Genomic DNA, 17,812 nt, shown 5'->3' on the forward strand with positions numbered 1-17,812 from the left:
AGGAATGCTGACCAAAGAACTGTCGCTGGATGGCGGCACCTTGAGGAAGGACGCATCGCAATGTCTGATGGTACAGGGGCAGGCCCGAAAGGTTCCTGTTCCCGACGCCATGGCCTTTGCGGAAGTGCTGACCACACTCGGCGAGAACGAAGCAATTTCGTTGGGCTGCTTCGCCAAGACCCACGCAACAGAAACCGTTGACGTTGTAACGAACGATGCGATGTCGGCGGGTGGCGATGTCGCTCCTGCCCACGCCATCTCTCGGTCGCTGGAACACTTTTCGTTCCCTGAGTCCGAAGGCTGGATGCTGATTGACCTAGACATGGGTGAGGCTCCCCCGAACATTCAGCGGCGCGTAGACAAAGAAGGCGCTGTGGCTGTTTTGCGGGATGTATTTCCCGGCTTGGAACATGCTGACTATGTGCTGCGCCCATCTACTTCGGCCAAGCTACACAACGCCGACACTGGCGAGGAAATCGTTGGCAGCAAGGGGGTTCACCTCTATGTGCGGGTCATTGACGCCACCGACATTCCCCGTGCGACCCGTGCGTTCTTTGATCGCTGTATCATGGCTGATCTCGGGTGGATCTTCATCTCTCGCGCCGGGCAACAACTGACCCGCACCTTGGTAGACGCAACCGTTGGCAGTCCCGAGAGGCTCGTGTTTGAAGCCCCTCCGGTTTGTGTACATCCGGTCGCCCAGAACCCCGAGGACCGCGCTCCGCAAGCCCATGACGGTGTGCCGATTGATACCCGCCAAGCGTTGCCTGACCTGTCGCCTGCTGAACGGAAGGAATACCGCAACAAGGTTGATACCCTGATGCTGGCGACCAAGGAGGAAGCGGACCGAGTGGCCGCGACCTATGATCGGGTACAGGTGCGCAAGCTGGCCGCAAAGCATGGATGTTCCGAAACCGAAGCCAAGCGGATGCAGGAACGCAAGAGGGGGGGAGTGCTGTCGGCTGAGGCCGAGCTACACTTTGACCGCCGCACCATTGGTATCGTTCCGGTTGCTGACGTGTTGGCTGACCCTGATGCGTTTGACCGCCTGACCCTTGCCGACCCGCTGGAGGGAATTGACTATGGGCGCGGCAAGGCGAAGCTGTATGTTGAGCAGCACGGCATCTTCATACACTCGATGGCCCATGGCCTCGGGACGACCTACAAGCTGGCCCACACACCCGACACTATTCGCAACTTGATTGACAAAGCGGTGGAGGATGGCGCGGACGATGTAGCGAACACGGATGTACAAATTCGGTTCTTGGCGGACTTTGCTGCGGCTGTAATCAGTGCTGAACTGTCGGACGACCATCTCGCTGTTCTGCGCGAATACGCCATTGCGCAAACAAGCATCGGTTCGCGTGTACTGACGCAGGCAGTGAACAACGAGCGCAGTCGGCAACGACGAGCGGAAGCTGAACGCCGAGCCGAAGAACGAGCCACTGGATTGCCCCGGTTCGTTGTACCGGAATGGGACGCACCATTCGGCCCGACGCTGAATCTGGTTGAGAGTGTTCTTTCTGAAGACGACAGCCCAGAACCACCCATGCGGGATGTAGAGGGCAAGTTGGTAGAGGTACAGAACCGGGTTCCGGCTGGTCTACACCAACTCGGTACTGGTGATGGTGAAGGGGAAGAGAAACCCGCTCCGCCTGCTCCGACATTGGTTCCGCTGGAGATGAACGATGTACTGTCACTTGTTGAGCAGCACGTGGAGTTCTACAAGATCACTCGCAACGACATTATAGATGTGCGGTTGCCCAATGCCCACGCCAACCGATTGAAGAAGCTACACCCCGAGAGGTCTATGCTTCCGGTTGCGAAGGGGGTTTGTACCCTGCCATTCTTGCTGGCTGACGGACGGGTGATGCACGGCGAAGGATTGGACCGCGAAACCGGGCTGATCTACCGCCTGGAGCCTGACGTGCTGCGTTCTATGCCCCAACACACACCATCTAACGACGAGGCATTGGATGCGCTGATGTGGTTGCGGGACGTGTGGCTGTGCGATGTAGAAACCGATTGGACCGGGTTCATCGTCGGGGTGTCTATGATGCTGAGCATGATACAGCGCATGGTGTTGCCCGGTGAGCGGCCTGCCTACGTTGTGAGTGCGGCCCAGAGGGGGGCAGGAAAGACTACCTTCGGCAACATGGTGAGTGCTGGCGTGTTGGGGAAATACGCGACTGCGGCCCGATGGTCTACGGACCAAGAGGAGATGCGGAAGTCTATGCTGCCGTACATCTCCGCGGACATTCCGTTGCTGGTATTCGACAACACCCATCGCGGGCAAGACATTGATAGCGACGCATTGAATGCTGCGCTGACCAGTGCTGAATACTCCGACCGAGTGTTGGGTGCGAGTTCGGTAAAATACGTACAGCCACGAACGGTGATTGTCGTGAACGGTAACAACATTCGTCCTTCCGGTGACTTTGCTTCTCGTGCCTTGGTCATGTCGCTGAGGTCTGACCGGGCCGACCCCGAGAACCGCGACTTCACCCACAAAGACCCGATCCGGTTCTCGTTCCGCAAAAGAGGGAAGATCCTTGAATGCCTGTACACATTGCTGCTTTGGAACCCGCGATTGGGCAAATACACAGGCAAGCATCTGCTCGATGACACCGAGACCCGGTTCCGTATGTGGTACCACATGATCGGTTCGCCATTGGAAGAGTTGTCTAAGATGGCGGTGAAAGCCAACAAGCAAGCAACTGAGGTTCGGTTCGCACAGTTGTTCTTGGACAATGAAACCCAGAACCCGGCTGAACTGTCCCGAGCCACCGCCCTGACCATTCTAGGTGATGCTTGGCAGAACAAAGCCGAGTTTTCTGCCCGTGAGGTGATTGCTGCGCTAGAAGAAGATCAGCGGGAGATGAGCGACCGACGCGCCAATAACGGGACTGTCGGAACGCCGGATGTTGACCTGAGGTTGGGCGGCAAAGGACGCGAACTTCTGGAAGCCTTGGACGGGTCCGTTGATACAGGTGCGAGGTTCCTGTCTTCTATGCCTTCGGCGAAGGCGATGGGTCATCGCTTAGAACAGATCGTTGGTGCTTTTACACAAGTTGCTGAAGACATTGATCTGGTTCTGCGTGTCCGTAAAACGCCCAACCGAGGCAACTTCTACCGGGTAGAAAGCCGAGAGGACGCAATAAGCTGAGTTCCGAGAAAAAGGGTTTTTCGATTTTGCGCCGAGCTCGAAGACCACTTATACCACCCAAACCACCCTAATTCCTTGAAAACTTGAAAAAAAAGGTGGTTTGGGTGCTTATAGTGGTTAGCTGCCGCGACCGAAAATCAAAATAACCTAATTTCGGGACAGCGAAATGCTGTGAAGATGGTAGTTTCTAAGCAGATGGGTCGAAACGACGGTTTCAAACGGGTAGATTGGGGACGAGTTTAGATGTTGCTACCAATGACGGCTGAGATACGGGCAGAAGTAGGGATTTGGGCATATAATCTTTGGCAAATGCTTTGGAGCGGAGGTTTATTTGCTCTCGTTGTACTCGTCGGTCTTATTGTTCTACTGTTGATCCTTCGCAAAATCCTCGAGACTTTCATTTACGGGGAGATAGAGTTTTATGGCTGGGGACCGATTCTGTTCATTGGGACAACCTCTGGCATTGGGGCTGTGTTTTATTATTTAACGCCTTGGGGGTTTTACTTAGGCGAAACATTCTTAAAAGCGTTTAACGAATTGTTTGGTTAGGAATTTTCTACTTTAGCGTGGTAAGCGCGGGTTAGGAGCCAAGCATCCAGCGACCGCGTTTCAGAATAATGAAATTCTCGACGGGCGCGGTACTATCGCCTTCGATTGGGGTATGGTCAAAAAATGTTGATACCGCTTACGACCGAAATACGAGCATTGGTTGGACTATTAGCAAACAGCCTATGGCAAATGGTATGGACTGGTTGTTTGTTCGTGTTCGTTGTCTTTGCTTTGACTTTTCTTGCCATCCGGGTTCTCAGTCCGGTGTTAACAAAGCTCGATTATTTAATCGGGCCTGATGCGAGCTTGGTCATTGTCTATGTGTGTTTGGCTGTAATTGCGCTGGTATTCTACGAATATACATTGTGGGGTTTTTATTTGGTTGAAACTCTCTTGGATGGTGCGAGATCATTCAAAACCGCCATTGAACAGTATTAAGTTACCCGAGCGCGCTAGGGCGGGGCATACCCGAAGCTAGATTGTTTGTCGCCTAAAGCACGCCCCCCGCTAAACGTAAAAAAGACGTTTGTAGCGTATTTCTGCCCCAAATTTTGTAGACTTTCCCGATGCTTAGATGGCGCTATACTTGCTGCCATGTCCCGAAACGTTGTGAACATCGCTGATATTGAATCGCCAAGCGACGAGCCGACAATTTGCCCACCTGATTTGACCGGGCAGTGGGCCGAGGCGTTTCAACAGCTTGCTGACATTGTTTCCGTGCAGTCCGGTCTATGGCCCGCTGATTCTAACATGATCGCCACCGTTGTGAGGTCTCAAAGACGCGCCGCAGTGCATGAGCAGCTTGCGCTTGAGGCTCTACAGGCCAAAGACCTTGATGAGTTCGGCAAGCAATCAAAGCTGGCGAATGCTGCGGCCAGTTCGGCCCGATCTGGCTTGAGTCAGTTGAAGGCAACGCCGCAAATTCGTTCCGGTAGAACGGCAAAGCAAGAGGGTGGAAAGATCGCCGGGGCACAGTCCGAAACATGGCGTGACATGATATGACCCATCCCGAAGGCGAGTTGACCCCAGACCCGAAGACACTGCCACCGACAGCATGTGTCGACTGGGCATCCCGCCTACAGCGTGGATTGATCCCCATCTCCCTGAACCGTCTACCCATCCGATCTGCCCGTGCGGTGAAGTTCGGTAAGATCGTGGACCTGTTGCGGGTGCCTGACCTACCGGGCCAGCCCGCCTTTGGTGATCTGGCTTCGTCCGGGTGGCTGCGTTCTGTCGGCATGGCCATCTGGGGCGGTGACACCATACGCGAGGCATTCATCTGCGTTGGCAAGAAGAACGCCAAGTCTGCTGGGGGTGCGTTGCTGTTTCTCGCGGCCATGATCCTGAACAAGCGTCCCCAGGCATCGTTCACCATTCTGTCACCGACCATACAAGTGTCGCGCCTGACTTTTGAGATCATCTCGGGTGCCATCCGCGCCGACGACACACTGAAGCAGGTCTTTCACATCCGTGATGCCGCGCGTGAAATTGAGGATTACCGGAACGGCAGCAAACTGACGGTGAAGGCGCTGGACGCCAGTTCTATCGCAGGCCTCCGGGGTTCTGTGCTTCTGGACGAACTTTGGATCGCAGGTGAGGCGGCTGCGTCTGACCGTCTCCGCGCGCAAATTCGGGGTGCGCTGGCCGCTGACCCGACCGCCAAGCTGCTGTACATCTCGACAGTGAGCGACACCATTCCGCGCGGCATGTTCCTGAACCTGCTTGAGTACGGTCGGAACGTGAGGGACGGAAAGATCGTGGACGACAGCTTCCTGCCCTGCTTCTATGAACCGTGGCCCGGTTGTCCCGACCCTATGAAGGATGAGAGTGTGTGGCCGATGCTCCTACCGAGCTTCCCGCACATCGCCGATCTACAATTCTATCGGGGTGCTGTGCGTGAGGCGTTGGAGGCGGGTCCCGCCGCAGTACAGATCGCCCGGTCGCAGTTCTTCAATGTGCAGCCCACAGCCCATCTTCGGGCGCGGGGTTGGGCCGTGAACGAACAGTGGGAAAAGATCGCCAGTCGGCCACTCCCGTTACAGGCCATCCTTGAGGCGGCTGAGCATGTCGCGGTCGGCATTGACCTCGGCGGCGCAAGCGACTGGTCGTCCCTCGGGGTGATCGGCGTGATGCCTGACGGACAGTGGAGGTGTTGGCAGCAATCTTGGTGTTTTCAATCGGCCTATGACCTGTACAAACGCGAGCGCACCAACTTGGACAAGTTCCTGGCGCATGGTGACTTGAAGTTGGTCGCGCCGGGCGAAGACATTCGGCAAATTCTGGAGCTTCTGGAGGTAGTGAAAAGCTCCGGAAAGCTACATGGGGTGGGCGTTGACCCCTACGGCTCCTCTGCGCTCGTAGACGCCGCCGAGAGGGCTGGTTTTACGATAGATGGTGACCGTCCCGAAGTGATGGGTGTGCGGCAGTCGGTACAAGCTCTGAATGACCCGATCACCCGGCTTGAACGGCAGGTGTTAGAAGGAAAGCTGATTGCGGACAATGGTCCGGCCTTGGCATGGGCCATGAGCAACGCCGTGGTGCTCCCGGCTGGGGCTTCGGTGAAACTTGAGAGGGAGGAGGCCGCTGGCAAGATTGACCCGGTGGCTGCGCTGATTGACGCCGCTGGTGCTTTGGTGATGCGCCGCCCTGAGCACTTCGACCTTGGAGCGATGATCGGATGACGCGCAGACGCCCACCTCAGCATGAGAGAAAGCAGGACGACGAGGATGCCGAAGGGTAGACTGAGCAACATGCGGTCTCGGTTGGACCCAATGGGTGCGCGTATTTCTACTCGCCCGCCATCGGTGATTTCGGATGTGAACCGGGCCATTCGTGATCCGATGTATCAGACGAAGGAGTGGCGTGATCTTCGGTACAAGATCATGAGCCGGAGTTCGAAGACCTGCCTGATCTGCGGCGTGAATCGCGTTACGCATGTAGACCACCTGTTGGGCCATGACGATGCCATAGCAGCCGAGGCCGCGTTCTGCCTTGGCATCTCAGCAGCCCCTACATGGCAGGGTAGGTTCCTGACTGGCCCCTTTCTGACGCTGTGCGGCCCATGCCACTCCTCGAAAACCGTCCTAGAGCAAAACGGGAAGCTCCTAGACTGGATGCAGGAGCATTGGTTTAAGCTCTTGGAATCAAAAGAAAAGCCAACGTAAAAAGGCTTTACCTGGCCCGGCCTCCGGCGCAGACTTTACTTCTGAGGGTCGCTGCCCCATCCCGCGAAATTTACAGGAGCAAAGAATGAAGATGACTGCTGAAGATAACACTGCCCGTCCCTCGGCATCCCGGCACACTGATCCACGGAGCGTTTGGCGCGACTTCGTATTGAAGCCTGACACAGCGTTTAACGCCAGTTTCCCCATGCCAAATGACAGTGAGCCGATGGTGATTGTTCAATCTTGGAGCGGCGACTGAGGTGCCAATGCCTACGAAACTGGGATCAAACCATCCAGGCAGCCGAAAACGGCTTAGAGGATCCATCCAGCATTTCTCGAGAGACTAGATTCTTGCGTACCATTCAACGGATGGGCGCTAAGGAAATCTTGTGTGGTAGCTTTCCCGTAACAACAGCATATAGTATGTGTTCTGGGGCCAAATTTGTAACAAGATCATCGAGGGCGACAACTGATGTACTCAGCATTTACACAAGACTACCGGAAAAGTGTTTTTGGTCGGTCTGTCATGATTCATGCTGATTGCTTTGACTGGCTACAGAGAATCCCTGATGCGTCTATCGACGCAGTTGTAACTGATCCACCTTATGGCGTGAAAGAATACGAAGTGTCTCAGATTGAGCGCATGCACAACGGTGGCACAGGGATTTGGAGAATCCCGCCCTCGTTTGACGGAAACGTGAGAGCACCTGTGCCCCGCTTCACAGCGCTTGAGCCCAAAGAGCGAGACAAATTACAAGAGTTTTTTCGTGAATGGGCGCGGTTGCTATTGCCCAAACTGAAACCGGGCGCGCACGTCATAATCGCAAGCAATTCGTTCATGTCTCAACTCGTATTTTCTAGCCTCATTGAGGGTGGTCTTGAATTTCGAACGGAAATAATACGGTTAGTACAAACATTGCGTGGCGGTGATCGACCTAAGTTGGGCGAAAAGGACTTTCCCAACGTTTGCTCATTACCGCGCGGTGGTTATGAGCCTTGGGGTTTGTTTCGCAAACCGATGCCCAAGAAAATGACAGTTCGACAGTGCTTGAAGGAATACGGAACCGGCGGTTTACGCCGCAACCCGGACGGGAAGCCGTTTGTGGACGTAATACATAGTGAGAGGACGCCAAGAAGTGAACGCAACATAGCAGAACACCCCAGCTTGAAACCCCAATCTTTGATGCGTCAACTTGTCTGGGCTTCACTTCCAACCGGCGAGGGAGTTGTGGTTGATCCCTTCATGGGCGCTGGGTCGACCGTAGCTGCGGCTGAAGTGGTTGGATATAAATGTGTCGGGGTCGAGAGATATGACGACTATTTTAAACTGGCGGTCGAAGCAGTGCCGAAATTGCACCAGCACAGTAACCTCAAACACCAGCTAAATTCAAAATTTGGTAGCCAAGTTGAACTACAAACCTAGTGATGGTGACTTATAAATCCAGTTGCCTACCATCTTGTTGTAGCCGCTCTTGTTGACTCCTGCCGTAATGGTTCGCCTGCTATTTCCGGAGCGCCCGGAAAAATTCCAGTCGGATTTTTGAAGCTGGGCGCCGAATACAGCGAGATATCTAAAAGGCATCGGTAGAACACCTTTTGCGTCATCACTTGGCCGACCGGATTCAAAACAAAACACCATTAGCCATGCGTCCTCAGCGTTGTGGCCTTGCCAACCTCGGAGATATCTCGAGCCTTTGACCTCAATCCCGTCATTCGCGTGTTGGACCGTATCGTTGGGAAACATTCCCTTTGGAACCATGTCTGGGTGCCCGTTGTGGTATCCGTTTTTGGCTATTGACGGGCAGTGCTTTGGGATGGTCGATGTCATGAACTCTCCTACGATTGAAGAAAAGTTCGCGGGCATAAGCATAGTTTCCAACCGCGGAATACTTCTTCCATTAAGCTGTTGATTAATAAATCCAATGAAATCAATGAATTCATTCATCGCATCACACAAGTGATTTATGGTAAGCCCATATGGAATAGATGCATTAGGGTTAAAGTCTTCGATTCGGACAGGTAATGGATTACAGGCATCCAGCTCGAGTTCGGGGCGATTGTAGTCTTCAGTCATGGTGAAGGTATCAGTGAAAGAAACCTTATTGTCCAGACTGTCGGATTTTGCGGGAGCTACTTGGGTCTTTTTCTCTTTTGAAACCGGTACTCTTCAAACATCTCCTTAAACAACGCATTCAAATTCATATCGCGCTGCAGAGCTTCTCGCTTGAACTCTTCGATTAGTTCTGGTGTCAGTCGGATTGACACGACCTTTGTTTTCTTTGTTTCTTTCACTTCGGATACCCACGAACCAATTGCATGAGCCAAACCTTAACACCGATCTAGACTTGCTCAACAAAAAAGGTTTCTATTCAAGTATGTGAGCGTGCGTGGTTGAGGCAAGCTGCATGATCTTCACACAAAATCACGGTTGGAATGCTAGATGTGCTCAGCTAAAACGCTGTTACCGATGCTTTCCTAATAGGATACTAATCGTGAGCAGCGAGAGTTCGTATAACCCGTTGTTTTTCAAGGATGACCCCGTGGCTCAACTGGATAGAGCAGCCCCCTCCTAAGGGGCAGGTTGCAGGTTCGAATCCTGCCGGGGTCGCCAGAAATCGTGAAAAGCACAAAAAATATCAAAGCTTTAACGGAATCTTGCGCTCCGACTGGTGACACATTAGGTGACACATGTCGAAGAATTGGTACAGATACGGCCCAATAACGATGAAAATCAAACACGTGGAGTGGCGTGGAGGTAGAGCGAACTACCGACGCAGAATTCCAGAAGAGTTGCAGCACCACTACAACGGCAGCCGCTACTATTTTGTTTCGTTGGGTACCAAGGACCCGGCTGAGGCGGCAAAAAAATCTCAACAGGTTACAGCCCAATTGGACCGCGAGTGGAGGCTATTGCGTTCCAATGAAGGAGGCGATCTCGCACTTCTTGAGCAAGGCAGAGCCATCCTTAGAAAATACGGTTTAGAGCCGGGGCAAGGCGCTGTTTATGAGGCAAATGGCCTAGAGCCAGACGCCTTTGTGAATACACTTATTCACGAATCTCGCGACGAGGACGGCTATGCTCCTGGATTCGTCAAGGAAAGACTGCCCGCCGACCTAAGAACAGCTGCTGAACTGTTTTACGCTGCCCCCGAAAAAGTCGATACCTTGATTGCTCCATACTTCTCGGAGGTCAAAGACCAGCATCTGTACTTTCACCCGAAACGAGCTGCGGACAGCCAATTTGACCGTTCGGTAGAAAGGTTTGTTGAGATTAATGGCGACTTGCCGATCAACCGCTACCATAGGCAGCACGGAAATGATTTTGTTCGGGAGCTGCTCAAGACCGTCAAGCCAGCGACGGTGAAGCGATATCTCAATCAAATCAGGCCAATCTTCAATACTGCGATCCGAGAGCTGAATGTCCGAATGGAAAACCCGCTCTCAGGCTTGATTATTCCTTCGCAAGATACTGAATGGGAGCCAAGCAGACTACCTTTTTCCTTGGAGCAGGTTTGGGCGATTCAGCAGCGTTGCATTGAAGTGGACGACGAGCGTCGGTGGGTGATTGCGACGCTCAGTGACACAGGAGCGCGAATGTCCGAAGTCGTTGGGCTGTTGCGCAAAGATGTTTGTCTTGAAGCACCGATCTCACACATCAAGATATCCCCAAATCAGATCAGAAGCCTAAAAACGAAAGCCTCTTTGCGTACGATTCCACTTGTCGGCGTGTCACTTTGGGCGGTCCGAAGGGCGGTAAATGCCACCGAAAGCGATTGCCTGTTTCCCGGGCTAATCAAGAATGGAGATTTCAACAAGAATTCGGTATCGGCCACTTTGAATAAATGGCTGAAAGAACAAGGCTTAAGAGAGCACAAACAGTCCCTTCACAGCCTCAGGCATTCCCTTCGTGACCGCCTTAGAAACACCAATTGCCCACCCGACGTAATTGACCGAATTGGAGGTTGGAAGCGCGATGGTGTGGGCGAAGGCTATGGACTGGGGCATGATCTGTCTGTTCTCAACGGGTACCTGGGGCAGATGCTGAAAGCAGAAGCTGTGTGGGGGAAAAAGTGCCACCTCTTGTCCGAAGTCTAGCCCATTGATCCCATGTGAGGACTGAATCCAATAAGAGCAGGCAACCGAAGCCAAAGAAACTCTGACTAGGTCGCCTGCTCAGTCTTTTCGGTGCTTTAGAGTAAATGGCAGTCAGTGCTGAAGGCGGAAAGAAGAGGTTGCATTGACTCCAAGCAGCGCAAGTTCGTTAGCTGGAGCACTTAAGCGGATTCTTCGGTTTCCATCTATTGGGGGGCGATATTAAGTCTCAGCCCACCCCAGCCACGATCCGATAGACAGACCGTTCTGAAATTCCCAAGCACCGGGAGATTTCGCGTTTGCCTTTGCCCTCAGCCAGTAACCGCTTTACCTCTCGAGCCTTAGCCTTTGCTGTGGGTTTCCTGCCCTTGTACTTGCCTAGCGCCTTGGCCTTGGCGATGCCTTCCCTCTGCCGCTCCAGCATCATTTCCCGTTCGAACTGAGCCACAGAACCCAGAACGTTCAGCATCAGCTTTCCGGTGGCGTTGGAGGTATCTAGGCCAAGATTCAGAACACGAAGGTCAACCCTTCTGCTCTCCAGGTCTTCAACGATTTCTCCCAGATGCTTTACGGATCGGGCTAGGCGATCCAGCTTTGTGACGACGAGGGTATCCCCTTCCCTGCAGAACACCATAGCGGCCCTGAGCGCCTCTCTGGGGGCCACTGAGCTTACCTGCTCCTCATAGACTCGCTCACAACCAACTGCTCTCAGTGACTCTCTCTGAGCCTCCAGCGATGCTTTCTGTTCCAGCGTAGATGTACGTGCATATCCGATCAGCATGTGACGATCCTCTTGTCTGCCAATGATGTTTAAGAAGTTGCGGCAGGGTGTCTGCCAAAAGCCGAAACCGACTTCATAGACAGACATTTGCGCCACGCTCTGAGGCTGACACATGGGCAAGGTCTATTGGCAGGGTTCAGAAGTCTTTGGGCGCTGGGCGTATTGGATGTGGCAGGGTATTTTGGGTTTCAGAGGGGGCCGGGGTTCAGAAAATCGACTTCAAAAAACAGGGGGTTTATTAGGTTGCTACTATTGTTGGATTGATTGGGTGCCTTGCGCGCGCGCCAAATTGCGACAGCTCTATCTGGACACCACTCCGACCAAGCTTAGCTGCCTCTATGTCCTGTAAACGGCATTTGATCAATAGGCTCAGCGGTGTTTGGGGTTTGTGCAAACCTGACATACACACTCAGTAATTCAACACGGTCCAATGTGACAAACCTGCAGAATCGATCCGAGAACGATATCCAAGTTCTATTTGAATTCTGCACTGCAACATTAGCGAGATTTCCGTTTTCGTATTGAAGCACGAAAGCAATGGGCGGGCATAGCGAGACTGGGGCCTATTCCGTGCTTTTGAGCGGCCCGATCCGAACCGTCAGTTTCATGAGCGCGGAGTGCGGTACGACCAAGTGCACAACCTTTGCGTGTTGCCGAGTCGAAGGATTTAGGGCAGAATTTGGTTTGAAGACCAAGAGCAGCGCGTTAAATGACTAATCCTTACAATATTGCCCCCAACTGCATTCTAACTCGACTTACAGAAGCGAGTGAATATTTGGAAAGCTTTTGCGCAGGCTTCGAATTATCGGAGTGGCGGTGCTCTGGACTGGCTGACAATCTGATAGAATGGATTATCGACTACGCCCTAAAGTCTGACGAACTCCGTGACACGAACCATACCAACACTTTTGTTCGCCTCAAACAGGCCGCTTCCAGAATTTACACCAGTAAAAAGTATGATCGCCGTGGCGAGGTAGGGGAAATCGCTGCACATGCAATTTGCCGAACTTATTTTAATACGATACCAGTCGCGGCTAGAGTTAACTACCTCACCGCGTCAAATGATCCGGTAAAGGCTTTTGACTTGGTGCATGTGCGGTATCTCGACGGCAACGGAATAGAGCTGTGGTTGGGGGAAGCCAAGTTCTTTAAAGATCGAAACGATGCGATCAAGGATGCAATCGCATCCATCAAGGGACACATAACTGCGGGATTCCTAAAGAACGAAAAGCTGCTGCTTGGACCGCAGGTATCCAATGACATTCCGCACAGCGCAGAGATAAAAAAACTCCTGTCTGCAGAAGCTTCTCTAGACGAACTAATTGCACGAGCAATTTTCCCTGTTCTGATCGCTGCAAACAGCGATGCAACTTCGAACCACGTATCGGCCAACGATGTCTATAGCGTCGAGGTGACCGACGAGATGAACGCCTTGTGGGAGAAATTGAAGGCGTCAGGGCTGACTGAAAGAATAAAACTCAAACTCATTTACGTTCCGTTGGGCGACAAAGATGCGCTCAACAAGGCCTTCGATGACCGCCTTAAAGGGCTTCAAATTGGATAAGGTGTAAGAAATGCCCGTCCTGGATATTAACTGGAATGATCTGAATGCGCTAACTGGGTCCGATTTGAAGCGCGAAACCTTCCGAGTGCTGCAAAAAGCATCGTTCGCCATTCAGTCAACGGAGGCCGATGACCCAAGCTTGCTTGAGGTTGTTCCCAGACTTGCCGATCTTTTGGACAGGCACCACGACGAACTTCTAGGCTATCGGCCGCTAGTGAGCTCCTTGGCCCGGTCAACGGGCCTTTGGAACTATATCGAAACTGAATTTGCAGACAAGGCGGACGCGCTTGTCGCTGAGGCTGTAACTGCTCCTGAATTGGACGGAGTAACGTTTCATCGTGAACAGATCAAAGCTCTAGATGCGCTCCTTGAGGGCCGAAATCTTATCCTTAGCGCACCAACCAGTTTTGGGAAGAGTCTGCTGATCGACGCTCTACTCTCGACAGAACGTTATCGCCGTGTGGCGGTTGTACTTCCAACAATTGCGCTACTCGATGAATTCAGAAGGCGCATTCGGGACCGGTTTTCGAAAAAATTCAAGCTGGTGATGCATCAGAGTGAAACATCGACGGATGAACCGACAATTTTCTTAGGCACCCAAGAACGATTGATATTTCGCGAAGATTTGGGGGATTTGGACCTCACAGTTGTTGACGAGTTTTACAAGCTCGATCCGGATAGGCGTGACGAGCGAAGCATCACACTCAATGCTGCGGTCTACCGTTTGCTCAAGCAATCCAAGCAGTTCTTCTTTCTTGGCCCAAATATCGACAAGATATCTGTTGCACCAGATTCCCGGTGGAATTTTGAGTTTTTGAGAACGAGATTCTCCACCGTCGCAGTTGAGACCCTTGACCTCCAAAAGGTACCGGACAAGCGCGAACGTCTGATTGAAGAAATTGGCGAGGATAGGAATTGGCCTGCGCTTGTCTTCATTTCTTCACCAGGCCGGGCCAACAAGCTTGCTATCGAGCTATCTAAGAAGATGGCAGTAGCCGAAGACACCAGCGACTTCGCCGCTTGGTTAAAAAACAATATTGGCAGAAACAACTTTCTGTCTTTGGCAGTCTACTATGGGTTTGGTGTCCACCATGGCCGCATTCCACGAGCGATTGCCGCGCAAATGGTTCGCCTTTTCAATCAAGGGAGTCTTCCGGTGCTGCTGTGTACTTCAACGCTCATCGAAGGCGTCAACACTGCGGCAAAAACTGTCATGATCTATGACAAAAAGATAAACCGGGACTCGTATGACTTCTTTACCTTTTCAAACATCAAAGGCCGCGCTGGCCGGCTCGGACAACATCACGTAGGCCAAGTAATGGTCTTCAACGATATCCCCGAGCACACTGAACTGGAAGTCCGCCCAACACTGTTTTCAGAGGATGACGAATTGCCCGACGAGTACATCGTCCATATCGACAAACCGGATAGATCAAAACGGTCAGATGATCGTTTTCGTTACTACCGGGATCGATTGGGTCTTGAGGGTGACGAACTGAAATTGGCCTCTTCAATTGGCTTGGAAACATCAATAGCCATAAAAGAGAAAGCAATCGTCTCCCTTGAAAGAAGCGACAGATTGATTTGGTCAAACTGGCCAAGATGGCCTGAGATTCTCGAAGTCTGCGATGTATTCTGTTCTCAACAAAAGGTCAGCTCTTTTGGGGCGTTCAATACCAGACAACTGGCTACACTTATCCATCGGCTTAGGAGGGCAACCAACCTAAAAAGTTTCTTGCTGAGCCAAGATGAAAGCTACAAGGGGCAACCGGAGAATCGAGATAACATTTTCAAGTTTCTCCGGGCTTGCGAGTACGGGTTGCCGCAAAACTTTGCCCTTGTAGAGCTTTTTGTACGCCAACTCGCTCCGCAAGCTGACTACAGCCTCTTCCTGGGCAGTATCGGAAGTTGGTTTCAGCCGGAAATTCTCAAGGAATTGGATGAGGAAGGAGTGCCAATCCAGATTTCGCAGGCTTTCTACGTTGACGGTGACTCCAAGACGACCTTGAGAAACCGGCTTTATGAAGCAATTCACAACCCAAAAACTGCGCTGTCGGATTTTGAGCGTGAGTGGTTAAAGCAAGCACTGTGAATGTGGGTTGACTGAGAGCAGAGGCAGTTGTTGAAACCGTCCTCATTTTTGCAGCGAACAACCGCCACCTGCCTCCCCGCTTACGCTTCCAAGTAATGCCTCTGATGCTTCCCTAGGTATCCCATGAGAATGCCTGAAGACCTCTCCATGGAAGTACTATTCTTCATGGGGGATATCCCCCCAATGATGAGGAGACACCTATAGAAATCCCATAGCACAGCTATAGGATGCCTATGGAAGACCTATAGCCGTTACTTGGTCGTTGATGTCCGAACTGGACTTAACCCGAGGGACGAATCCAAGACGCTCATTGTAGACTTCCTCAAGGATGGAAGTGGCAATGTTCTGGTGTCGTTGCTTCACAATCAGACTGTCATGAACCGGAAGGAACGGAACACCAAACCGTTGTGACAGCCTCTGCATAGCCAGCAGAAAACACTCTGCTTCCTCATACTGCAAGACAGCCCAATCAAGATTGCCCGGTTCCAGACAGTTCAAGATCGGATGCTTTTGGGCAATGTTGCCTACAACCTGTTTAAGCTTGTAGCGGTCCCTTGGGTGATACCCGTGTTGGTCTATGAACTTGTTGTCGAAAGACCGAGGCCATCGTTTGGGAAGTTCACCCCTGCCAATGGCTGCAACCACGATCCCCTTCACAACCTCTCTAGGCAAGTCTGAGACTTGATACGGGTCTGCGTCGTAGTTCAGAACCTCCCCTTGGAGGGCATAAAGAATTGCAAGCTGACTGGCGGAAACATCCACCTCACAGGTCGGCTCCCCATCAATCAGAATGCTTCTGCGCTTCGATTTGGGCTTCTGGGTCCAATCGTCATCCGAGGCACAGTAGAAACGGCCACCCAGATTGTAGTCAAAGCCCTTTCGGTCTCCGCAGCTAAAGATGCGCCTAAGCATGGGTTTGTCGGAAAGGCTGAACTGGTGTTGGGTCAGGAATACGTTCAAAGCCTCCACTTCTCTTCTGCGTTCTTCGAACCTGGGGCCTTTGGGTTTCAACAGTTTTGCGCATTGCGGATACAAGTATGAACCGTCTTTGGTCGCTCTCACTTGAATGACCTTGGCGTGTCTATGGCTGCGTTCGAAGTGTTCAGTGATGTTGTTGGATGTGATTTGAAAGCGCTGGGCTAACTCCAGAAGCCTGGGCTTGGCTCTGAACCGCCTGGTCTTTCTGTACGTCTTTTGAGGATCGTCTGGGTCCATGGAAGCCCGGAAATCAGCAAACCCTGTTTCCTCCATCAGTTCCATTTCGATCCAGTAGCTCCGAAGCTTGGCGAAGTTGTCGGCGCTGACCAAAGTCTTGGCCAGTTCGTCTTTGTCGGCTGGCCGATACATGAAGCCCTGTGAAGCCGCATTTCCGCTGTGCTTGATGAGGTCGGCGGCCAAGGCACCTATTGCCAAGGTGAAGCTTTCTGCATCCTTCTGCCTTCTGGCGCGTTTGCGTGGATGAAAGTTTGCCTCATGTGCCAAGGTCAGGTCTGTGAGTTCAGAAACGAAGTTCTTAGCCGCTTCAGTTGCCGCAGATCGGTCTAAGGTAGAAAACTTCGCTTGATTCAGTGTGTCTCGGTGCTGAGCGACGACTTTAGCCTGATCGTTGCTTTCCATTCGCTTTTTCGTGTCTGGTTGGCCGATTTGCGTTTTCTGTTTTCCAAATCCGATGTGTGGAATTTCGGCATCTCGTCGAGATGATCAACCCACAAACGGCAAACGCCGGAGTACGATTATTCCGATCAATATGTGTGGGAAAGTGTGTGTACCAGATGTAGTTGAGTTAAATGGAGTCCCTAGTTAGGGCAGACCTAACCCGTTGTTTTAAATAGAGTAAGAGCCGTCTAAGCTACTGCATCTTGTAGGGAAAATCCATATCGGAGACTTGTGAAGCTTAGGCGGCGCCGACGATGCGCAACAACTCAACAGATAGGAAGCATACTGAATCTCAGTTGTTGCGCTATCAACTTAGTTATCCTCCTATTTCAGAAGCATAAACCACGTTGCCAACGTTTTCGGTTACGGGTACGTAGCAAGCCCCCTCAGTAGGTCGTCTTTGAGCACCTCTAAGCTTGGTGAGAACTCCCTGAGGCAGTTTCTCAGTGTTACACTTTGGAAGTTCGACTGCTGAATATCCCCTGGAAGCTAAGCACCTTGCCAAATAGCCAACCCGCAGCTTTGAATTCGCGTCATATGTGTACGTTTGCCCACCGTAAGTCTGCCCGCCAGTTGTGTTGCACTGAACGGTATAACCAAGATTGTAGCAATTTGTTTGGACGGGAGTCGTGTACGTTGGCGTAGTTCCAACCCTTGTATCTGTAGGGACAGCTTGTGCCGCAGCCACTCTGCAATCGAAGTAGTCGTTATCCGCTCGAGATACAGAAACACCTTCTTGATAGATGTA

The 17,812-nt window shown here is 52.1% G+C and carries 12 protein-coding genes and 1 tRNA gene; 9 read left to right on the forward strand and 4 right to left on the reverse strand.

Going from position 1 to position 17,812, the window contains the following annotated elements; all coding sequences use genetic code 11:
* Positions 1 to 4: 4 nt before the first annotated feature.
* The 5 genes from ACR0JC_RS10990 to ACR0JC_RS11010 all read left to right on the forward strand — a co-directional run bounded on the left by ACR0JC_RS10990 (position 5) and on the right by ACR0JC_RS11010 (position 8,302).
* Entirely contained in the window at positions 5 to 3,166 is a 3,162-nt protein-coding gene (locus ACR0JC_RS10990) for a hypothetical protein (RefSeq protein ID WP_480763938.1), read from the forward strand.
* A gap of 255 nt (positions 3,167 to 3,421) precedes the next feature.
* Positions 3,422 to 3,715, forward strand: a complete 294-nt coding sequence (locus tag ACR0JC_RS10995; RefSeq protein ID WP_480763939.1) for a hypothetical protein — start codon at positions 3,422 to 3,424, stop codon at positions 3,713 to 3,715.
* 594 nt (positions 3,716 to 4,309) lie between these two features.
* On the forward strand, positions 4,310 to 4,717 hold the full coding sequence (locus ACR0JC_RS11000; protein ID WP_480763940.1) for a hypothetical protein: 408 nt from the start codon (positions 4,310 to 4,312) through the stop codon (positions 4,715 to 4,717).
* 86 nt (positions 4,718 to 4,803) lie between these two features.
* Entirely contained in the window at positions 4,804 to 6,396 is a 1,593-nt protein-coding gene (locus tag ACR0JC_RS11005; RefSeq protein WP_480763941.1) for a terminase TerL endonuclease subunit, read from the forward strand.
* A 955-nt stretch (positions 6,397 to 7,351) separates the two neighbouring features.
* Complete coding sequence (locus ACR0JC_RS11010; RefSeq protein ID WP_480763942.1) at positions 7,352 to 8,302, forward strand: DNA-methyltransferase; 951 nt, start codon at positions 7,352 to 7,354, stop codon at positions 8,300 to 8,302.
* Here the strand turns inward: ACR0JC_RS11010 and ACR0JC_RS11015 are convergent.
* Both ACR0JC_RS11015 and ACR0JC_RS11020 read right to left on the reverse strand, forming a co-directional pair.
* Positions 8,291 to 8,953, reverse strand: a complete 663-nt coding sequence (locus tag ACR0JC_RS11015; protein ID WP_480763943.1) for a hypothetical protein — start codon at positions 8,951 to 8,953, stop codon at positions 8,291 to 8,293. The genes ACR0JC_RS11010 and ACR0JC_RS11015 overlap by 12 nt on opposite strands.
* A 56-nt stretch (positions 8,954 to 9,009) precedes the next feature.
* Entirely contained in the window at positions 9,010 to 9,171 is a 162-nt protein-coding gene (locus ACR0JC_RS11020) for a ribbon-helix-helix protein, CopG family (RefSeq protein ID WP_480763944.1), read from the reverse strand.
* Between the two features lie 242 nt (positions 9,172 to 9,413).
* On the opposite strand from ACR0JC_RS11020, the gene ACR0JC_RS11025 reads away from it, so the two are divergent.
* Together ACR0JC_RS11025 and ACR0JC_RS11030 are read left to right on the forward strand one after the other, a co-directional pair.
* Positions 9,414 to 9,490 (forward strand) — tRNA-Arg (locus tag ACR0JC_RS11025).
* Positions 9,491 to 9,603: 113 nt separating this feature from the next.
* On the forward strand, positions 9,604 to 10,974 hold the full coding sequence (locus ACR0JC_RS11030; protein ID WP_170342778.1) for a tyrosine-type recombinase/integrase: 1,371 nt from the start codon (positions 9,604 to 9,606) through the stop codon (positions 10,972 to 10,974).
* Positions 10,975 to 11,200: 226 nt separating this feature from the next.
* Here ACR0JC_RS11030 and ACR0JC_RS11035 read toward each other — a convergent pair whose 3' ends face one another.
* On the reverse strand, positions 11,201 to 11,752 hold the full coding sequence (locus ACR0JC_RS11035; protein ID WP_170342780.1) for a recombinase family protein: 552 nt from the start codon (positions 11,750 to 11,752) through the stop codon (positions 11,201 to 11,203).
* A gap of 709 nt (positions 11,753 to 12,461) precedes the next feature.
* On the opposite strand from ACR0JC_RS11035, the gene ACR0JC_RS11040 reads away from it, so the two are divergent.
* Both ACR0JC_RS11040 and ACR0JC_RS11045 read left to right on the forward strand, forming a co-directional pair.
* Positions 12,462 to 13,316 carry a HamA C-terminal domain-containing protein gene (locus ACR0JC_RS11040; protein WP_170342783.1) on the forward strand — a complete coding sequence of 285 codons (855 nt, stop codon included), beginning with the start codon at positions 12,462 to 12,464 and terminating at the stop codon, positions 13,314 to 13,316.
* A gap of 10 nt (positions 13,317 to 13,326) precedes the next feature.
* On the forward strand, positions 13,327 to 15,408 hold the full coding sequence (locus tag ACR0JC_RS11045) for a DEAD/DEAH box helicase (RefSeq protein WP_170342785.1): 2,082 nt from the start codon (positions 13,327 to 13,329) through the stop codon (positions 15,406 to 15,408).
* A 231-nt stretch (positions 15,409 to 15,639) separates the two neighbouring features.
* Here ACR0JC_RS11045 and ACR0JC_RS11050 read toward each other — a convergent pair whose 3' ends face one another.
* Positions 15,640 to 17,025 (reverse strand): hypothetical protein, encoded by a 1,386-nt coding sequence (locus ACR0JC_RS11050; protein WP_170342787.1) that lies wholly within the window; start codon positions 17,023 to 17,025, stop codon positions 15,640 to 15,642.
* Positions 17,026 to 17,812 lie beyond the last annotated feature (787 nt).

It is taken from the genome of Ruegeria sp. CH5 (assembly GCF_056537025.1).